17 protein-coding genes are annotated in these 16,156 nt (G+C 65.1%); 3 read left to right on the top strand and 14 right to left on the bottom strand.

Translation table 11 applies throughout. The features are described 5' to 3' along the window. Positions 1-15: 15 nt before the first annotated feature. Positions 16-969 carry a DAPG hydrolase family protein gene (locus tag CH276_RS06340; protein ID WP_254924174.1) on the top strand — a complete coding sequence of 318 codons (954 nt, stop codon included), beginning with the start codon at positions 16-18 and terminating at the stop codon, positions 967-969. Here CH276_RS06340 and CH276_RS06335 read toward each other — a convergent pair. From CH276_RS06335 to CH276_RS06325, 3 genes are all read right to left on the bottom strand, one after another. Then, positions 966-1,541: a hypothetical protein gene (locus tag CH276_RS06335; RefSeq protein ID WP_094630395.1), complete on the bottom strand. Its 576-nt coding sequence runs from the start codon at positions 1,539-1,541 to the stop codon at positions 966-968. The two genes, CH276_RS06340 and CH276_RS06335, sit on opposite strands and share 4 nt — an antisense overlap. Before the next feature lie 28 nt (positions 1,542-1,569). Further along, positions 1,570-2,505, bottom strand: a complete 936-nt coding sequence (locus CH276_RS06330; protein ID WP_094630394.1) for a pirin family protein — start codon at positions 2,503-2,505, stop codon at positions 1,570-1,572. An 81-nt stretch (positions 2,506-2,586) separates the two neighbouring features. Continuing rightward, entirely contained in the window at positions 2,587-2,928 is a 342-nt protein-coding gene (locus tag CH276_RS06325; protein WP_032396329.1) for a GNAT family N-acetyltransferase, read from the bottom strand. Between the two features lie 216 nt (positions 2,929-3,144). Here CH276_RS06325 and CH276_RS06320 point away from each other — a divergent pair, with 216 nt between their 5' ends. Then, positions 3,145-4,386, top strand: a complete 1,242-nt coding sequence (locus CH276_RS06320; RefSeq protein WP_094630393.1) for an ATP-grasp domain-containing protein — start codon at positions 3,145-3,147, stop codon at positions 4,384-4,386. Between the two features lie 41 nt (positions 4,387-4,427). Further along, positions 4,428-6,434: a hypothetical protein gene (locus CH276_RS06315; protein WP_094630641.1), complete on the top strand. Its 2,007-nt coding sequence runs from the start codon at positions 4,428-4,430 to the stop codon at positions 6,432-6,434. A gap of 57 nt (positions 6,435-6,491) precedes the next feature. Here CH276_RS06315 and CH276_RS06310 read toward each other — a convergent pair whose 3' ends face one another. The 11 genes from CH276_RS06310 to CH276_RS06260 form a co-directional block, all read right to left on the bottom strand. Continuing rightward, positions 6,492-6,707, bottom strand: coding sequence for a DUF2945 domain-containing protein (locus CH276_RS06310; RefSeq protein ID WP_032395999.1), 216 nt, complete (start codon positions 6,705-6,707; stop codon positions 6,492-6,494). Positions 6,708-6,769: 62 nt separating this feature from the next. After that, positions 6,770-7,732: an alpha/beta hydrolase gene (locus CH276_RS06305; RefSeq protein ID WP_254925916.1), complete on the bottom strand. Its 963-nt coding sequence runs from the start codon at positions 7,730-7,732 to the stop codon at positions 6,770-6,772. Between the two features lie 103 nt (positions 7,733-7,835). Beyond that, positions 7,836-9,008 carry an RNA polymerase sigma factor gene (locus CH276_RS06300; RefSeq protein ID WP_094630392.1) on the bottom strand — a complete coding sequence of 391 codons (1,173 nt, stop codon included), beginning with the start codon at positions 9,006-9,008 and terminating at the stop codon, positions 7,836-7,838. An 8-nt stretch (positions 9,009-9,016) separates the two neighbouring features. Continuing rightward, the gene (locus tag CH276_RS06295) at positions 9,017-9,424 is read right to left on the bottom strand and encodes a YciI family protein (protein ID WP_045196792.1); all 408 of its coding nucleotides are present in this window, start codon (positions 9,422-9,424) and stop codon (positions 9,017-9,019) included. 95 nt (positions 9,425-9,519) lie between these two features. Further along, entirely contained in the window at positions 9,520-10,542 is a 1,023-nt protein-coding gene (fbaA, locus tag CH276_RS06290; protein WP_032396002.1) for a class II fructose-bisphosphate aldolase, read from the bottom strand. 8 nt (positions 10,543-10,550) lie between these two features. Continuing rightward, positions 10,551-11,585 (bottom strand): LacI family DNA-binding transcriptional regulator, encoded by a 1,035-nt coding sequence (locus tag CH276_RS06285; protein WP_094630391.1) that lies wholly within the window; start codon positions 11,583-11,585, stop codon positions 10,551-10,553. A gap of 45 nt (positions 11,586-11,630) precedes the next feature. After that, a complete protein-coding gene (locus CH276_RS06280) occupies positions 11,631-12,281 on the bottom strand; it encodes a nucleoside/nucleotide kinase family protein (RefSeq protein WP_094630390.1) in 651 nt (216 codons plus the stop codon). Beyond that, positions 12,271-13,194 (bottom strand): PfkB family carbohydrate kinase, encoded by a 924-nt coding sequence (locus CH276_RS06275; RefSeq protein WP_094630389.1) that lies wholly within the window; start codon positions 13,192-13,194, stop codon positions 12,271-12,273. Before CH276_RS06275 ends, CH276_RS06280 begins: the two co-directional genes overlap by 11 nt. Continuing rightward, positions 13,175-13,957: an ATP-binding cassette domain-containing protein gene (locus CH276_RS06270; RefSeq protein ID WP_032396006.1), complete on the bottom strand. Its 783-nt coding sequence runs from the start codon at positions 13,955-13,957 to the stop codon at positions 13,175-13,177. The genes CH276_RS06275 and CH276_RS06270 overlap by 20 nt, the downstream gene beginning before the upstream one ends. Next, complete coding sequence (locus CH276_RS06265; protein WP_032396007.1) at positions 13,954-14,943, bottom strand: ABC transporter permease; 990 nt, start codon at positions 14,941-14,943, stop codon at positions 13,954-13,956. Before CH276_RS06265 ends, CH276_RS06270 begins: the two co-directional genes overlap by 4 nt. A gap of 41 nt (positions 14,944-14,984) precedes the next feature. Beyond that, on the bottom strand, positions 14,985-15,983 hold the full coding sequence (locus CH276_RS06260; protein WP_094630388.1) for a substrate-binding domain-containing protein: 999 nt from the start codon (positions 15,981-15,983) through the stop codon (positions 14,985-14,987). Positions 15,984-16,156: the final 173 nt, after the last annotated feature.

Raw genomic sequence — 16,156 nt, 5'->3', positions numbered from 1 at the left:
ACCTAGTCTCAACCGATGTTGAGCAACGGGGGGAACACGGGCCGGGGGCCCACCAGACGCCAGATCATGATCGGAGCGGCTGCCGCGGCCACCATCGCCGTCGTCGGCCCGGTCGCCAAGGCGGCAGCGGCCCCGGCGACCGGCTCGGGCGGCCAGTGCACCGAGCGCTACCAGGGCTACCGCGAGGCCGATCGAAACCTGCCGTATGCCAGATACATGGCACCGAGGACGACGCCCGCACCCGCGGTCGTCGCGGACGCCTACGCGGGACCTGCCCTCGCGCCCGAGTCGATCCCCGGATTCGATGCGATCACAACCGATCTCGCGTCCACCGGCTACTCCACGATCGAGACCGGATACGGTCGCCGCGCCGACGGGGTGACGTTCGTAGCGGTCCGTACGGTGATGCCGCGCGTGACGGCAGCGATGTGGGACTGGTGGTTCGGCTGGCATTCCACCGAGGCCGCGCGATACAAGCTGTGGCATCCCGATGCCCACCTCTACGCGGACTTCGCCGAGGATCGAACGTCACTCGACGTCCCCGACAAGGCCAAGTACATCGGCAACACGACGTTCGTGGACGAGTACGTCGGTCCGAAGCTGCAGCAGCTGGGCATTGCCTTTCGCGATCCGATCGCGCACGGATTCGACGTTCCCGCAGATCAGACGATCGTCTTCGGCCGAGTGGGCAGTTCCATCGCACCGGTGGATCTGGGCTGGCTGGCCCACCAGGTGCGCCCTGTCGACGGTGGTGCCGAGATGCGTAGCCGCTTCTTCCTGAACCTACGAGGGCTCCACGTACCGGACGTCAAGCAGGCCGCGTGCGCCGTCGGCCGTGGGGCGTCGGTGGACCCGACGGACCTCGTTCTTGGCCTCGATCTCGCCCGAGACCTCCTGCTGCACTGCGGACAGGAGATGAACCATCTCGCGGGCTTCCTACCGGAGTTGTACGCCGAGTTCGGGAGCTAGTGCCCCAGGAACACCTTCGCCAGCACGATCGACGCAGCAACCGCAGCGGTGGCCAGGCCACCCAGAAAGGCACGGAAGGTCAAGCGATTGCCGCGAATTCGCTGGGTGACCATCTGAATCGTGGCGATGCGCACCACGATCACTCCGCCGGCCAGCAGTTCCGACCATTGGCCCGGGAGCACCGACAACCAACCGAGGGCCAGCATCAACGCAGGGACGGTGCCGGAACTCAGGATGGGAACGGCATCGCGAAATTCCTCGACGGCCTTGAACTTGCGTTGCTCGTCGGTGGCATCACCGTGGGCTTCGGGGATCTGACTGCCCGCGACGAAGTCCGCGAACACATGCGCGAGAAACGTCGTCACCGCAGTGGCCAGAACCAGAACAGCCGCCGTTCCGTGCTCGATCGAGCTGGGCGTCGATGCTGCGACCGCCGCGAGGACCAGGATGTTTCCGTAGACGTAGGCGGAAAGCCTCCTGGCCGCCCGCGCGGGCTCGAGCGGGCCGTCCGCGCGGGTGACCAATCGGCTGTACAGCCGTGTTCCACCGATACCGGGTTCTGCGTCGCTCATGCCGGAGATCGTTGCACGGTAGGCGCGATTATTCGACGGGGACTCCGAGCCGACCGGCCTGGTAGTCCTCGAACGCCTGCAGCACTTCGGACTTGGTGTTCATCACGAACGGGCCTGCCATCGCGACGGGTTCCCGAATCGGCCGGCCACCCAGAACGAACACCTCGAGCGACTCCCCCTCCGCGGATGCGGACATCTCGATGGTGTCGCCGCGGCCGAACAGTGCCGTCTGCCCCATCCTGATCGGACGCTTCTCCGCGCCCACCGTGCCCTCTCCCGCGAGAACATAGACGAGTGCGTTGAATTCTCGATTCCACGGCAGCGTCAGCGCCGCTCCCGGCGCGATCGTGCTGTGCGAGAGCGCAATCGGGGTGTACGTCGAACCCGGTCCCTGCAGACCGGCGATCTCGCCGGCGATGACACGCACCAGCGCACCGCCGTCCGGACTCGACGCCAGCGCCACCTTGCTCCCGGTGATGTCCTGGTAACGCGGATGCGCCATCTTGTTCTCGCGCGGCAGATTGACCCAGAGCTGCACACCGTGGAACAGACCGCCCGACATCACCAGATGCTCGGGCGGAGCCTCGATGTGCAGAATGCCACCGCCCGCCGTCATCCACTGGGTGTCGCCACCGCTGATGATTCCGCCGCCGCCGTGGGAGTCCTTGTGCTCCATGATCCCGTCGATCATGTAGGTCACCGTCTCGAACCCGCGGTGCGGATGCCACGGCGTCCCCTTCGGCTCACCGGGCGCGTAATTCACCTCGCCCATCTGGTCCATGTGAATGAACGGGTCGAGGGACGACATGTCCAGTCCGGCGAATGCTCTGCGAACGGGAAAGCCCTCCCCCTCGTATCCCGTCGGTGCCGTTGTGACCGACCGGACCGGCCGGGGGACGGCGGTGGCGTCGGGCATGGGGATGCGGGGCAACGCGAGGATGTTGTCGACCGTCACTGCGGGCATGGGCTCCCTTTCGGCAATGTAGTTGACTCTGCAACTACTCTACGCGCTTCAACCCGGCGGTGTCCGACGGTATTCCCGCGGTCAGCCCTGCCGGTCGGCCAGCCACTGCCGGATCTCGTCGGTGACCGGTTCGACGATGTCGTCGTACTCCCGATGCTTACCCACGAAGGCGGCCACCAGTTCGCAGATCGGAACGATTCGCCTGGCGTCGGAACGGGTGGCGTCGAGCGCCTGCTGCACGAGAATCGTTGCCAGACCACGTCCGCCGTAGGCTGCGTCGACCTCGGTGTGGAAGAAGATGCGCCTGCCCTGCTCGTCGTCGGCGAACTCGGTGAAGCCGACCTGCGAACCCTCCACCGAGACGGTGAAACGGTCCGCCTGCTGGGAGATCTCGACCTCGGCACCGGTTTTGTCGACCGTCATTCCGCACTCCTCGTTCCCGGTAGGCGCGCACCGCACCTCGTCGGTCACGATCGTGCACGATCGGCGGAGATCTGTCGATCGTGAACCGCACCGAGCACCTGCGTACGGCGGGTTCGTGATCCACCGTCACCGACAGGGGTGCCGAGCGACCGTTTGCGCCTCTGTACGGTGGAGCGAAGGACCTCGACCGATGAATCATCAAGGGGAAGGAACTTCATGGCTCAGCCAGACAGGCTGGAGAAAGACCCGAACAAAGGTTTCGTGGCCCTGCTGGGCTGGAGTTTGGCCGCAGTGGAAGCACTGGACAAGTTCGATCGGCGCTACGTGGTCGTCGCCCCGGAGTGGGCCGAGGCGTACTGCACCGAGCACGACATTCCGTACCTCCCGTGGAACTTCGAGCGACTCAACGATCGCTCGCTGGAAATCGCCGAGACCCTGCAGGCCAAGGGCGTCGACGTCGCGATTCCGTTGTACGAGGAGACAGTGGAGTGGGCCGGTGCCATCAACTCGGTGTTGCTCGGCAACCCACGCCTGTTCGGTCAGGCAATGCTGTTGCGCGACAAGTCCTTGATGAAGCGCCGTGCTCAGCTCGGCGGCATTCGAGTGGGCATCTTCGAGGAAGCCCACGACCGTGAGGACGTCATTCGATTCCTCAAGCGTGTCAACCAGACGCTGCTCAAGCTCGACGGCGATCCCAACGACCCGATTCATGTCAAGGCCTTCGACAAGGCAGGTTGCCTCGGCCACCGCGTCATTCGCACCCCTGACGAGGTCGACTCCATTCCCGACGAGGAATTTCCGGCGCTGATGGAATCGCACCTCGACGGCTGGGAATTCGCGGTCGAAGCATGGATTCACAACGGCAAGATCAAGTTCCTCAACATCTCCGAGTACGTCAGGCTCGGTTACTCGGTGTTCGTCCCGGCCACACCGGAACTGGAGAAGTACCGCGAGCAGATCACGGTGCAGATCGAGAAGCTGATCAAGGCCTTCGACATCGAGTTCGGTTTCATTCACCCCGAGTACTTCGTCACCAGCGACGGCGAGATGTACTTCGGTGAAGTTGCTTACCGGCCACCGGGTTTCAAAGTCTTCGAGCTGCTCGAGCGCGCCTACGGCTTCAACGCGTACCAGGGCCTGGCATTGGCGTTCGACCCGAAGACCACCGAGGAGGAGATCGACGCCTTCTTCCCGAGAGAGGTGGTCGACGCCACCGGTCACGCCGGATGCTTCGGCGTCTACCCGCGGCGACGCGTCGTCAGCGATCTCGTCATCCCCGATGTCACCGCAGACGACGACTACTACGAGACCAACGACCTGTCCGCTCCGGTCGAGGAAACCGTCACCAAGAGAACAGCATTCGGTACTCACTGGGGCCTGCTGTACTTCTTCGGCGAGGACCCGTACCGAATGCGTGATCTGCTCAGGCAACAGGAAGAACTGGACTTCTACGTGTGAAGCAGCAACTCGGGGACGACACCGACCCGCCGTCGCAGACGATGCACGAGCCGGCACCGACGAACGCAACCACGGCCGTGGACCGGGCCCTGGCATCGCGACTGGCCCAACTCGACCACGCGATGCATGCTTTGGCCGACGCACCGGAGTTCAGCAAGAACACCAAGGTGCGACGGGTTCTCGACGGCCTGCATCGAGTGTTGTTGCAGCCCGGCGGTTGCAGCGCAATTCGCGAACGCGCCGCGATGCTCGAGCAGGCCGGACTGTTCGCAGGTACCGACTGGGCCCAGCCGGACATTCTCGTCCCGGCGTTCGTGGGGCCGAGCCTGCGCAGCGGCAACGACGACACCGTGGTGCTCGAGGCGACCAGCGAACTGCGCATGATCGCGATCGTCGCGGGTGAGTACAAGCATCCGGCCGTGACCGCCGAGGAGGCTCGACGATTTCTCTCGCAGGTTCTCGCACTCAACCTCGACGTGCTCTTCACACCGCCGTCGGAGTCGGAGCGAGTTCGATTGGGCCGCACCGCGCATCTGATTCGTGATCTGTTCGGCTACGTCGCGCAGCAGATCGGGTACGACAGCGTGCTCGACGAGTTGGTCGAGGAGATCTGGCGGATTCTGCGCCAGCGTCCGATTCAGGTGGACACCATCAAGGCGATGGTCACGCGCATCGCCATCTATCGCGACGACCCGACCGTGGACCTCGGCAACTCCGGGCAGGGCCTCGATCGATTGATCACGGCGCTGTTCGGCACCACCGATGCCTGCCGCGAGGACCCGGGCGTCGAGGTGTACCGGTCTCGGCTCGAGGCGATGGACGTCGAGGCATTGCAGTTCGAGGCCCGTGGATTCGCGCGGGCCATGCACGACACCGGTCTGGTCTCGCCGTACCACGCGACGCTGACGCAGTATCTCGTCGACCATTACTCGTATGTTCTGCCCGAGGCGCTCGGTCTGTCCGATACCGGCCGGACCTGCCTGACGCGGTATCCCGAACTGGTTCATCGCCTCATCGAGGAGACGGTGTATCCCGAGACCGCGCAGTGCCTCTACGGATTGGCGCTGCTGCTCGATCGGGGAATTCTGCACCAGCCGCCGATCGTGCCGTCCCTGTGGCGCCAGATCTCGCTGAAACTCGCTCCTGCGGTGCGGGAGCGACTGATCACCTCGTTCGGGCCCGTCCCCGCGCCGGAGTCACGCTTGCTCGGGGGTTTGCTCTCGATGCTCGGGCAGCCCCTGGGCGTCGGCCAGGGGGACAACCCGACGTGTCAGTCGGCGCGGGCGTTGTCGATGTGGGCCTACAACGATCCCGACTACCTGCTGCAGATGGTGGTGTGGGCGGCGCGTGACGAGGAGATCGTCATGCACTTCGAGGGGCAGTCGATCTCGTCGACCGAGAGCGTCAGCGGCGTCGCCACGTCCGATCCGGTGGACCTCGATCCCGCGTCGCTGTTGCTGGTTCCGCACCTCGACCGCATCTACGCCGAGATGGTCCGCCGTTGTGCCGATCGTCCCGGTGACCCGCACCGCTGGGTCAACCCAGAATTCCACGGCTGGTGGTCGGCGCGCGAATTCCACATCGACGTCGACGTCGCGACCGGCAATCTCGTGGACCTGGACGTCTTCCTGCGGCAGTTCTATGCCGCGTACCACCCGGAGTACAACGGGCACCAACCGTTGATCCATCCACAGCCGGCCGGTGTGGCCGTAACCGACAGTGCCGCACGGTATGTGGGGTGGCACGCGATCACGATTCTGCGCGTGTCCGCAGACCCCGACGGTGTCATGCGGGTGTACTTCTTCAACCCGAACAACGACAGCGGGCAGGACTGGGGCGACGGCGTCGTGGTGGGTACGGCGGGCAACGGCGAACGCGCAGGCGAAGGTTCGCTGCCGTTCGACCAGTTCGCCTCACGGCTCTATATCTTCCACACCGATCCACTCGAGCACGGCGAGCCGGAGAGAATCCCGGCCGAGGACATCGAGCGGATCCGTGGCTACATCGAACGGAGTTGGGGCGCAGAACGTTCGGTGCCTCAGGCCTGAGATCCTCCGATGCACCCGAGGCCGTGCACTCGGGTGCATCGAAAGAGCCGTGTGTCGTCAGTCCTTCTTGTCGAGCGCGTCCGGCTTGTGCACCGCGTCCTTACCCGACTTGTCGCTCTCGACTCGGTACTGCGGGTCGTCCTTCGACGCCTTCACGGTCCGGCCTGCGGCTTCGGTATCGGAGGTGATCTTCTCCACCACTTCGCCCTCGGTCTTCGTTCCGTGGGTCTGCCATTCGACCTTGTCGCCCTTGTGCAATTCGTCCTTCGACATGTTCGAGTCGTCCCTTCGTCGGTGTTGTCCACCGACGCGTACCCGCGCCGGTGTCGGCGCAATCACCTGGTTCCCAGAGCAGGTGCCAGCGTGGTGAACCACGCCTCGCGTAGCTGATCCTCGAACAGCGGCCAGGTGTGCGCGCCCTCCTCGCGCATGGACACCGTCGCCGGCACGTCGGCTCGGCGCAGAGCGTCGACGAAGATCGACGTGCAGTGGTTGACTATCGCTTCGACCGCCATCCCTCCGAAGGGCGGGATCGCGCCTTCGGGAATGCGATCGACAGGCCCCGGGAGTCCGCGGGACGAACTGACGTACACCGCGGTTCCGCGCAGCCGCTCGACGTTGAGCGATGGGTCGTGATCGCGCCATCCCTGGCTTCCCGGTAGCCCCCACATATTGAAGGGATTGTTGAGTCCGCCGGCGATCATCGCCGAGATGCCCGCAGTGGCAAGCGGGTTGGAGGGTGCCGGACACCCACTGAACGACGCGGCCGCGTCGAACACATCAGGGGCCTGGATCGCCAGGTCGAGTGCGGGACCACCACTCATCGACAGCCCCGCCACGCCGCGCCTGCCGGTCGATCCGTAGGCCGCGTCGACAGCGGCGGGTAACTCGCGGCTGAGGTAGGTCTGCCACATGTTGCTGCCGAGCACCGGATCCGTTGTCTGCCAGTCGGTGTAGAAGCTGAAGCGGCCGCCGATCGGTGCGACGACGGTGACGTTCTTGTCCAGGAAGAACTTCTCGACGCCGGAGTTGTTGAGCCACCCGACGCCGTCCTCGTTACCGAGTGCGCCGTTGAGCAGCACCAGAGTGGGTGCGGGTCCACCGTCGGGGGAATGCAGCACCTCGTTGGAGATGACGCGATTCATGGACGGGGAGAACACGTTCAGCACAGCGCGAGTCGCCGACACCTGATGGATGCCGACCGCTCCGGCAGCCGCGTCGGCCGATCCCGAGTTCCCCGGCAGCGCCTGCGCCGTCGTTCCGGTCATCAGCATCGACGCCACCGCGGCGGCCGTCACGACCACAGCGGATCGAGTTCGCTTCTTTCTCTTCTGTCCCACACGCAACATCAGCACCAATCGAGGGTCGCACGAATTTCGCTTCCTACCGCTAACGATCGGATTACGAAACCGATCGGTCCGTTCGCTCGCGGCGGTCTCGGCCGGCCCGTAACCGCGCGGCCTGCAGCGTCAGATGGTGCCGCTCGGGGATCGACGACGCCTGCTCCGCCGCCTGCACGTACAGGTCGGCAGCACGCAGCAGATCACCGGCCTTCTCGCACAGGTACGCGGCCGCCGCCGTGTGCCGCGGGACGGCCGGATCGACCTCGCCGAGTGCCTCGAGCCCCGCCGCCGGACCGTCGGCCTCCCCGATCGCCACCGCTCGATTGAGTCGCACGACGGAACTGTCGGTGAGAGCGAGCAACTCGTCGTACCACTCGACGATCTGCGGCCAGTCTGTCTCGTTCACAGTCGGCGCATCGGCGTGCAGGGCGGCAATGGCCGCCTGCGTCTGGAACTCGCCCAACCGATCCTGCGCGAGCGCTGCCTGCAGAATCCACACTCCCTCCGCTATCAGCGTTGTGTCCCAACGAGATCGGTCCTGCTCCGCGAGCGGGATGACGTGGCCGTCGGATCCGGTCCTGGCCGAACGGCGTGCGTGGTGCAGAAGCATCAGCGCCAACAGCCCGGATGTTTCCTCGTCGTCGGACAGTTTGGCCAACTGCCGGGTCAACCGGATCGCCTCGGCCGCCAGATCGACGTCGCCGGTGTACCCCTCGTTGAAGACGAGATACAGCACCCGTCGCACTGTCCCGACATCCCCGGGCGCGTCGAAACGCACGTCGCGCACTGTGCGTTTGGCTCGGCTGATGCGTTGCGCCATGGTCTTCTCCGGAACCAGGTACGCCTGCGCGATCTGCCGCGTCGTCAATCCCCCGACGGCACGCAGCGTCAGCGCCACCGCTGCCGCCGGACCGAGCGACGGGTGCGCGCACAGAAAGAACAACTGCAACGTGTCGTCGACGCCGCCGACACTGCCGGGATCCGGTTGGGCGGCGACTCGATCCTCACGTGCTCGTCGCGCGTTCTCGGAGCGTTGCGCGTCGAGAAATTTCCGCCAGGCAACGGTGACCAACCAGCCCTTCGGGTCGGTCGGTGCTTCGGAGACCCACGTCGAGATCGCCTCGAGCATCGCTTCCTGCACAGCATCCTCGGCCGCCGCGAAATCTGCTCCGCGGTGGACGAGAACGCCGATCACCGCGGGCGTCAGTTCCCGCAGAATCCGTGGATCCACGACGGTCGTCAGTCGGCGATGGTGGGAGGTGCCTCCATGAACGGACGCAGTTCGAGCCACTCGTCGATCGGCTTCCCACCGGCACCGGGCGCTGCCGACAGCTGCCCTGCCAGCTCGAGCGCGCGTTCGTAGGAGTCGACGTCGATCACCATCCAGCCTGCGATGAGGTCCTTCGTCTCCGCGAACGGGCCATCGGTGACCGGAGGCTTCCCTTCCCCATCCGAGCGCACCCACGTTCCCTCCGGGGCCAGAGCTTGCGCGTCGACGAATTCGCCGGTCTTCTCGAGTTCGGCGGCGAAGTCCTGCATGAACTCGATGTGGTCGCGCACTTCGGCGGGTGTCCACCGGTCCATCGGGATCCAGTCGGCAGGCTCGGGGGCTCCGCGGTAGTGCTTGAGCATGAGGTACTTGGCCATGGTGTCTCCTGTCGTCCGATGCGGCCATTCTTGCCGCATTCGACCCTGGGACGGAACCGGTCCGCAGATTTCGACACGCTCGACCAAAAAGATTCTCAGCGCATCGTGCGACCTGCCGAGCCCAGCATCTGCGTCGCCTCGACCACCCGAGCCGCCATCGCCGTCTCGGCTGGCTTGCCCCACGATCGCGGGTCGTAGGCCTTCTTGTTGCCGTACTCGCCGTCGACCTTGAGGACTTGGTCGTACTTGCTGATCATGTGCCCGGCGATGGACCGGGTGAACGCGTATTGGGTGTCGGTGTCGATGTTCATCTTGATCACCCCGCTCGCGACCGCGGAGGCGATATCTTCTGCGCTGGATCCCGATCCACCGTGGAACACCAGATCGAACGGGTTGTCCTTACCGGTCTCGGCTCCGACGACGGCCTGGATCTCGGCGAGGATTTCCGGGCGTAGGTGCACCGAGTCGGGGTTGTAGACACCGTGCACGTTGCCGAAGGTCAGGGCGGTCATGTAGCGACCGCGCTCCCCGGCGCCGAGCGCGGCGATCGTGGCCCGAGCATCGTCGACGGTCGAGTACAGCTGTTCGTTGATCTCGTGCGAGACGCCGTCCTCCTCGCCGCCGATGACGCCGACCTCGATTTCGAGGATCGTGTTCGCCTGCATCGACAGATCGAGCAATTCCCGAGCGACACGCAGGTTTTCGTCGAGCGGCACCGCCGAGCCGTCCCACATGTGCGATTGATAGAGCGGGTCGAGTCCGCGTCCGCGTCGGTCGATGGCGTCGGCCAGCAGGGGCCGCACCCAGTCGTCCAGATTCTCGGCTGGGCAGTGATCGGTGTGCAGCGCCACCGAGATCGAATAGTGCTGCGCCACTTCGTGGGCGTACTGTGCGAGCGCCTTTGAGCCGGCGAAGCGGTTCTGCACCGCATTGCCGGAGAGATAGAGCGCCGTGCCGACCGATACCTGAATGATCCCGTCGCTCTCGGCCTCGGCGAAGCCCTGAAGGGCTGCGTTGAGTGTCTGTGAACCGGTGACGTTGATCGACGGGTAGGCGAACCCGCCCTCCTTGGCGCGATCCAGCATGGCGGCGTACTGGTCCGGACTGGCAATCGGCATGAACTGTCCTATCTTTCGGGTGCGGCCGGCACGTCGGCTCGAGGTGCACTGCAGCCGCAGGAATTTCGGTGGGTGAAGGTGGTCGGTACTCGGATCGATCGGGGCGCGTCCTCGTGTCCCTCGATGCGCCGGAGAACCAGGTCGGCTGCGGTTCGGCCGATGGTCTGCACGTCCTGAGCTGCCGCCGTGAGCCGAGGCTCGAACAGGTCCGACCACTCGAAGTCGTCGTAGCAGACGAAGGCCAGGTCCGCCGGAATCGACAAACCCAGGCCTCGAACAGCTTTCAGCGATCCGATCGTCATCGAGTTGTTCATCGACACCAGGGCCGACGGCCGGTCCGGACCGGACATCAACTCACGCACCCGAGACTCGGCCACCTCGACGCTGGACCGGCCGTCGAGAATCAGTCGAGGATCGAGTTCGATTCCTCGATCGGCCAGCGCGCGGGCGTAGCCGTCGAATCGCTCGGTCGTGGAGGAGATCCCTTCGATGCCGCGCACGATCGCGATACGTCGGTGTCCGGCGTCGAGGAGGTGGGTGGTGAGCTCGTACGCCGACGCGTCGTTCTCCGGACCCACCTGATCGCAGGGGACGTCGAGCATCCGGTCGATCAACACCAGAGGCGTTCCACTGCGGACGATCTCGGGAATCGTCGAGAATTCGGAGCCCGCCGCGGGTGCGAGAATCATGCCGTCGACCTGACGGTCGAGCAACGAGTCCGTCACCCTCCGCTCGGACCTGGGCTCGTCGTGCGAATCACCGAGGATCAAGACGTAACCGGCCTCGGACAATCGCTGCTCGACGGCATGGACCAGGCTTCCGAAATACGGGTTGGTCAACGCGGCGATCGACAGTCCCACGGTGTGAGTCCGACCTGCCGCGAGCGATCGAGCGACGACGTTGCGTCGGTATCCGATCTCGGCAATCGCCGCGTCGACGCGTTCCCGGGTGGCGGCATTGACGTTGCGAGTGCCGTTGAGCACGTGCGAGACAGTCGATACCGAGACACCTGCCAATCGGGCGACGTCGTCCATCGTGGGCATGTCAGTCGGCCCAGCGCTGTCGTGTCTCGTGGTTCTGCGCAATCGTCATGTCAGCCGCAGGATTCGGTCGGCGCGACGTGCGGTGGACCCGATCAATTCCGCGTTGCGTTCGTCCGATCCCAGTGCCCAGAACTCCGCGTCCTCGTGCGACTTTCCGTAGGCCTCGTGCCTGGCCACCAGCCGCTCGTGCCGAACTCTCGTGTGTGGAGCCAGAAACCAGACTTCGTCGATCATCGCCCGCGCCGCCGGCCACGCATCGGATTCCATCAGCAGGTAGTTGCCTTCGGTGATGACCAGCGGAACAGCCGACGGGACCGGGATGGAGGAACCGATCGACTCCTCGATCTCTCGGCGAAATCTCGGCGCGTACACGAGCGGACCACCGGGCTGCTGATCGTGAACGGCCGCGATCAACCGCGCGTATCCACCGTCGTCGAACGTGTCGTGGGCACCCTTGCGATCGAGCCGGCCCAGCTCGATCAACACCTCGTTGGCGAGATGGAATCCGTCCATCGGAACCAGTACCGCGAGTTCGGGCCCGAGCGCGTCGACGAGTTGCTGTGCCACAGTCGATTTTCCGGCACCCGGTGCACCGGTCAGGCCGAGTATGCGCCGCTCACCCGGTACGGCCAGCTTTCGCGCCAGCTCCACGAGTTCGTCGAGGGTGGCTTCCTGTACGTCCTGGTCAATGCTCACCGTTGTCGCTTTCGAGTCCGTTGATGGAAAGTTCGCGTAGCCATGCTCTGGGGCCGATCACCGAGCAGCGCAGCGCGGCAACGTGAGCCGAGCTGTCGATGCGCTCGGCCAGCGAGCCCGGCTGCGTGCAGTAGTAGGCGTACGCGCCGTGGAACGCATCCCCGGCACCCAGAGTATCGACCACCGCGACCGGCTCCACATCGACCGATCCGGTCGATCCCTCGGACCACCACTCGACGGGCTCGCCGCCGTGGGTGGTGACGACGGTCCGCACACCGGATGCAACGAGTTCCGCGGCGTTCGCGGCCGTGTCCGAGGTGCCGGGGGCGCGAAAGTCCGCCGAGCACACCATGTCCGTGGCGTGCTCGATCAGCTCGGTCATCACCGGTTTCCAGCGACCGGCGTCCACGACCAACGTGGTAACCCGCGCCGCCGCATGTTCCGCGGCGGCGCAGGCGATCAGGGGGTGGTGCCCGTCGACCAGAACGACGTCGGCACCGGCGACGACGGCCTCCAGCCCCTCGGGCGGCGAGGCGTCGGATTTCACGGCGTCGGCCGAGACGACCGATCGATCGCCGGTCGATTCGATCACCGTCACCGCCGAGACGGGCACCGATCTGCTCGAGCCCTCGGCCGCGTCGATCACGCGGACGCCGAACGCAGCCAGGTCCGCCTTCACCAGCGCGGCCACCGGGTCGTCTCCGAGTGCGGTGACGAGCACGGCCGTCCCGCCGAGCGCGGCAAAGGTGACGGCCGCGTTGGCGGCAGGACCTCCCGCCGCGACGAACTGAGCGCTCGAGGTGATCTTCTGGTTGGGTGCCGGCGCTGCCGACACTCGATGGATGACGTCGAGTGTCGCCAGCCCGACGAAAACACCGACCGGGCTTGTCGATTCAGAGCCCGGCGCGTTCATCGTCGGTCGGCTCCTCCGCGCCGGTCATGAGCGCGACGACCTCGGACATACTGCGGTTCTTCGGATCGACCACGCCCGCCCGCTTGCCGAGGCGGTGGATGTGGATCCGGTCGGCGACCTCGAACACGTGCGGCATGTCGTGGCTGATGAGCACCACAGGTATGCCGCGGTCGCGAATGGTGCGAATCAGATCGATCACCATGCCCGACTCTCGCACACCCAGTGCGGCAGTCGGCTCGTCCATGATGATCACTCCGCGGCCGAACGCTGCTGCCCGCGCTACGGCCACACCCTGACGTTGGCCACCGGAGAGCGTCTCGACCGCCTGGTTGACCGACTTGATACCGATCTTGAGGTCCTGCAGATGCTTCGACGACTCCTCTCGCATCCTCGGCATGTCCAGCCGTCGAAAGAGACTGCCGCTGATGCCTTTACGCTTGATCTCGCGCCCCAGGTAGACGTTGGAGGCGATGTCGAGCGCCGGAATGACGGCCAGGTCCTGGTAGACCGTCTCGATGCCTGCCGCTCGTGCGTCGCGCGTGTTCTTGAACGACACCGGCGATCCGTTCATCAGGATCTCACCCGAATCCGGAATGACTGCCCCGGCCAGAGCTTTGATGAGACTGGACTTCCCGGCACCGTTGTCGCCGATCACCGCCAACACTTCACCGGCCCGCAACTCGAAATCTGCACCGTTGATGGCCGTCACGCTGCCGTAGGTCTTGACCAGACCACGCGCTTCCAGAGCGAGAGGGGCGTTCACTGTGACCTCCGACGTGCGAATTGATCGACGGCCACCGCCACGATGACGAGAATGCCGGTCGCGATGTTCTGGTACAGGCTGTCGACGCCTGCCTGGGTGAGACCGTTGCGCAACACACCGACGATCAGGGTTCCGACGAGAGTTCCGATGACGGTACCGCGGCCACCGAACAGGCTGGTTCCACCGATGACCACCGCGGTGATCGTTTCCAGATTGGCGTTCTGATACGCATTCGGGTCGGCATTGGGGATTCGTCCGAGAGCCGCCCACGCCGCGATCGCCGCGATGACGCCGGTGACGATGTAGACCGAGAACAGCACGCGACCGGACTTGATGCCGGAACGGTCCGAGGCCTGCGGACTCCCGCCGACCGCGTAAATATGCCTGCCCCAGGATGTTTGGGACAACGCGTACCACATCACGGCGTACACCAGCAGCATCACCACCACGCCGTAGGTGGTGGAGAAGCTACCGACCTTGAACGAGGTGCCGAGAAATGTCAGCGGTCCGCTCGGGACCTGATAGGTCTCGGATCCGGCCAACAGTCTGGTGGCCGCTTGGATCGCGGTGAACGTGCCGAGCGTGACGATGAACGGCGGCAGTCTCAGTACCGTCACCAATCCGCCGTTGATCGCGCCGAACGCCACGCACACGGCAAGCGTCGAACCCAACGCTACGACCGGTCCGTTCGCCCCGGCCGACTGTGCCATCACGATGGTGCCCATCACCGCGACCGCGCCGATCGACAGATCGATCCCGGACGTGAGAATGATCAGTGTCTGGCCGACGGCGAGAATGCCGACCACCACCGACTGCTGCAGAATCAGAGAGACGTTCTGCGGGTTGAGGAACGAGCTCGAAATAGAGCTGAACACGATGATGGCAATGACGAGCGCGGCCAACGGCCCGAGCAGCGGTTCACGCAGGACGGTTCCCACGTTGAACCGGCTCGGTGCCTTGGGAGGCGCAGCGGTTTCGGTACTCACTGATCAGTCCTCGTACTCGACGGCGGTCCGGGAATTCGCGATCAGCCCCAGCAATTCGCTTCGCCCCACGCGGTGTCCTGGGAATCGATTCCGGCAACGGGCTTGTCGGTGACGAGCTGCGAACCGGTGTCGTTGAAACCGCTGGGCTTGGTGCCGTCCTGCGCGAACTTCACCACTGCGTCGACGCCCTGCTCGGCCATCTTCGCGGGGAACTGCAGCACCGTCGCGCCGATGATGCCGGACTTCACATTCGCGATGCCGGTGCAGCTACCGTCGATCGACCCGATGGTGATCTGGTCGGCGCGACCGGCGGACTGGATCGCCTGGTACGCACCCGCAGCTGCAGGCTCGTTGATCGTGTAGAGAGCGTTGACGCCCGGAGCACGCTGCAGCAGGTTCTCCATGGCGGTCTGCGCCTTGGTCTGATCACCGTTGGTGTTCTCCTGGCCCACGATCTCCGGCGAACTGTCGGTCAGACCCATGCCTTCGAGGAACCCGTCGTGACGGAAGGTGTCGACCGTGCCGCCCGCGGTGCCGTCGAGCATGATGACCTGGGGTGCGGTGGTGCCGAGCGTGCCCTTGACCCAGGCACCCTGGCTCACTCCGGCCGCCTTGTTGTCGGTGGCGAAGGTGGCGTCGACCGCGTCCTCGGGGTCGGTTGCGGTGTCGAGGGCGATGACGACGACGCCGGCGTCACGGGCCTTCTTGATCGCGTCGAGGACTCCGGTGGACGAGTTCGGGGTGATCAGAATTCCCTTCACACCCTGGCCGACCAGGTTCTCGATCGCTGCGACCTGTCCTTCGTTGTCACCGTCGAATGCGCCGGCCAGAGCCACCAGCTCGGCTCCGCTGGAATCGGCCTTGGCCTGTGCTGCCTCGCGGAGCTTCACGAAGTACGGATTCGAGTCCGTCTTGGTGATGAGTCCGACCTTGACGCTGTCCGAATCCGAACTGCTGCAGGCGGTCAGACCCAGCACGAGCGAACCGGCCATGAGCACGGTCCCGATCGTCAGCGTGGACTTCCGACGGTGATTGAACATGTGGACTCCCTTGTCCCCTGGCCACGCGGTCGCGTCGCTCGATTGCAGGAGCCTAGGACGCATACAAGCGCTTGCGCATGCGCTTTCGCGAAACGAACTCGAAGTTTGTTTCAGCCGACCGGTCAGCCGGTTCGTGACAGGGGTCACTCCATCGCCACCGGTCGTCGACGTCC

Origin of the sequence: Rhodococcus sp. 06-470-2 (assembly GCF_002258235.1) — a bacterium.
GTDB lineage: Bacteria > Actinomycetota > Actinomycetes > Mycobacteriales > Mycobacteriaceae > Rhodococcoides.
The sequence above is the reverse complement of the archived record's forward strand: the minus strand, read 5'-3'. Positions and strand labels throughout refer to the sequence as shown.

What these genes read in the sequence shown, in the direction of transcription:
- CH276_RS06340 (WP_254924174.1), top strand. Translation starts at nt 16, where the DNA reads ATGTTGAGCAACGGGGGGAACACGGGCCGGGGGCCCACCAGACGCCAG.
- CH276_RS06335 (WP_094630395.1), bottom strand. Translation starts at nt 1,541, where the DNA reads ATGAGCGACGCAGAACCCGGTATCGGTGGAACACGGCTGTACAGCCGA.
- CH276_RS06330 (WP_094630394.1), bottom strand. Translation starts at nt 2,505, where the DNA reads ATGCCCGCAGTGACGGTCGACAACATCCTCGCGTTGCCCCGCATCCCC.
- CH276_RS06325 (WP_032396329.1), bottom strand. Translation starts at nt 2,928, where the DNA reads ATGACGGTCGACAAAACCGGTGCCGAGGTCGAGATCTCCCAGCAGGCG.
- CH276_RS06320 (WP_094630393.1), top strand. Translation starts at nt 3,145, where the DNA reads ATGGCTCAGCCAGACAGGCTGGAGAAAGACCCGAACAAAGGTTTCGTG.
- CH276_RS06315 (WP_094630641.1), top strand. Translation starts at nt 4,428, where the DNA reads ATGCACGAGCCGGCACCGACGAACGCAACCACGGCCGTGGACCGGGCC.
- CH276_RS06310 (WP_032395999.1), bottom strand. Translation starts at nt 6,707, where the DNA reads ATGTCGAAGGACGAATTGCACAAGGGCGACAAGGTCGAATGGCAGACC.
- CH276_RS06295 (WP_045196792.1), bottom strand. Translation starts at nt 9,424, where the DNA reads ATGGCCAAGTACCTCATGCTCAAGCACTACCGCGGAGCCCCCGAGCCT.
- fbaA (WP_032396002.1), bottom strand. Translation starts at nt 10,542, where the DNA reads ATGCCGATTGCCAGTCCGGACCAGTACGCCGCCATGCTGGATCGCGCC.
- CH276_RS06285 (WP_094630391.1), bottom strand. Translation starts at nt 11,585, where the DNA reads ATGCCCACGATGGACGACGTCGCCCGATTGGCAGGTGTCTCGGTATCG.
- CH276_RS06275 (WP_094630389.1), bottom strand. Translation starts at nt 13,194, where the DNA reads ATGAACGCGCCGGGCTCTGAATCGACAAGCCCGGTCGGTGTTTTCGTC.
- CH276_RS06260 (WP_094630388.1), bottom strand. Translation starts at nt 15,983, where the DNA reads ATGTTCAATCACCGTCGGAAGTCCACGCTGACGATCGGGACCGTGCTC.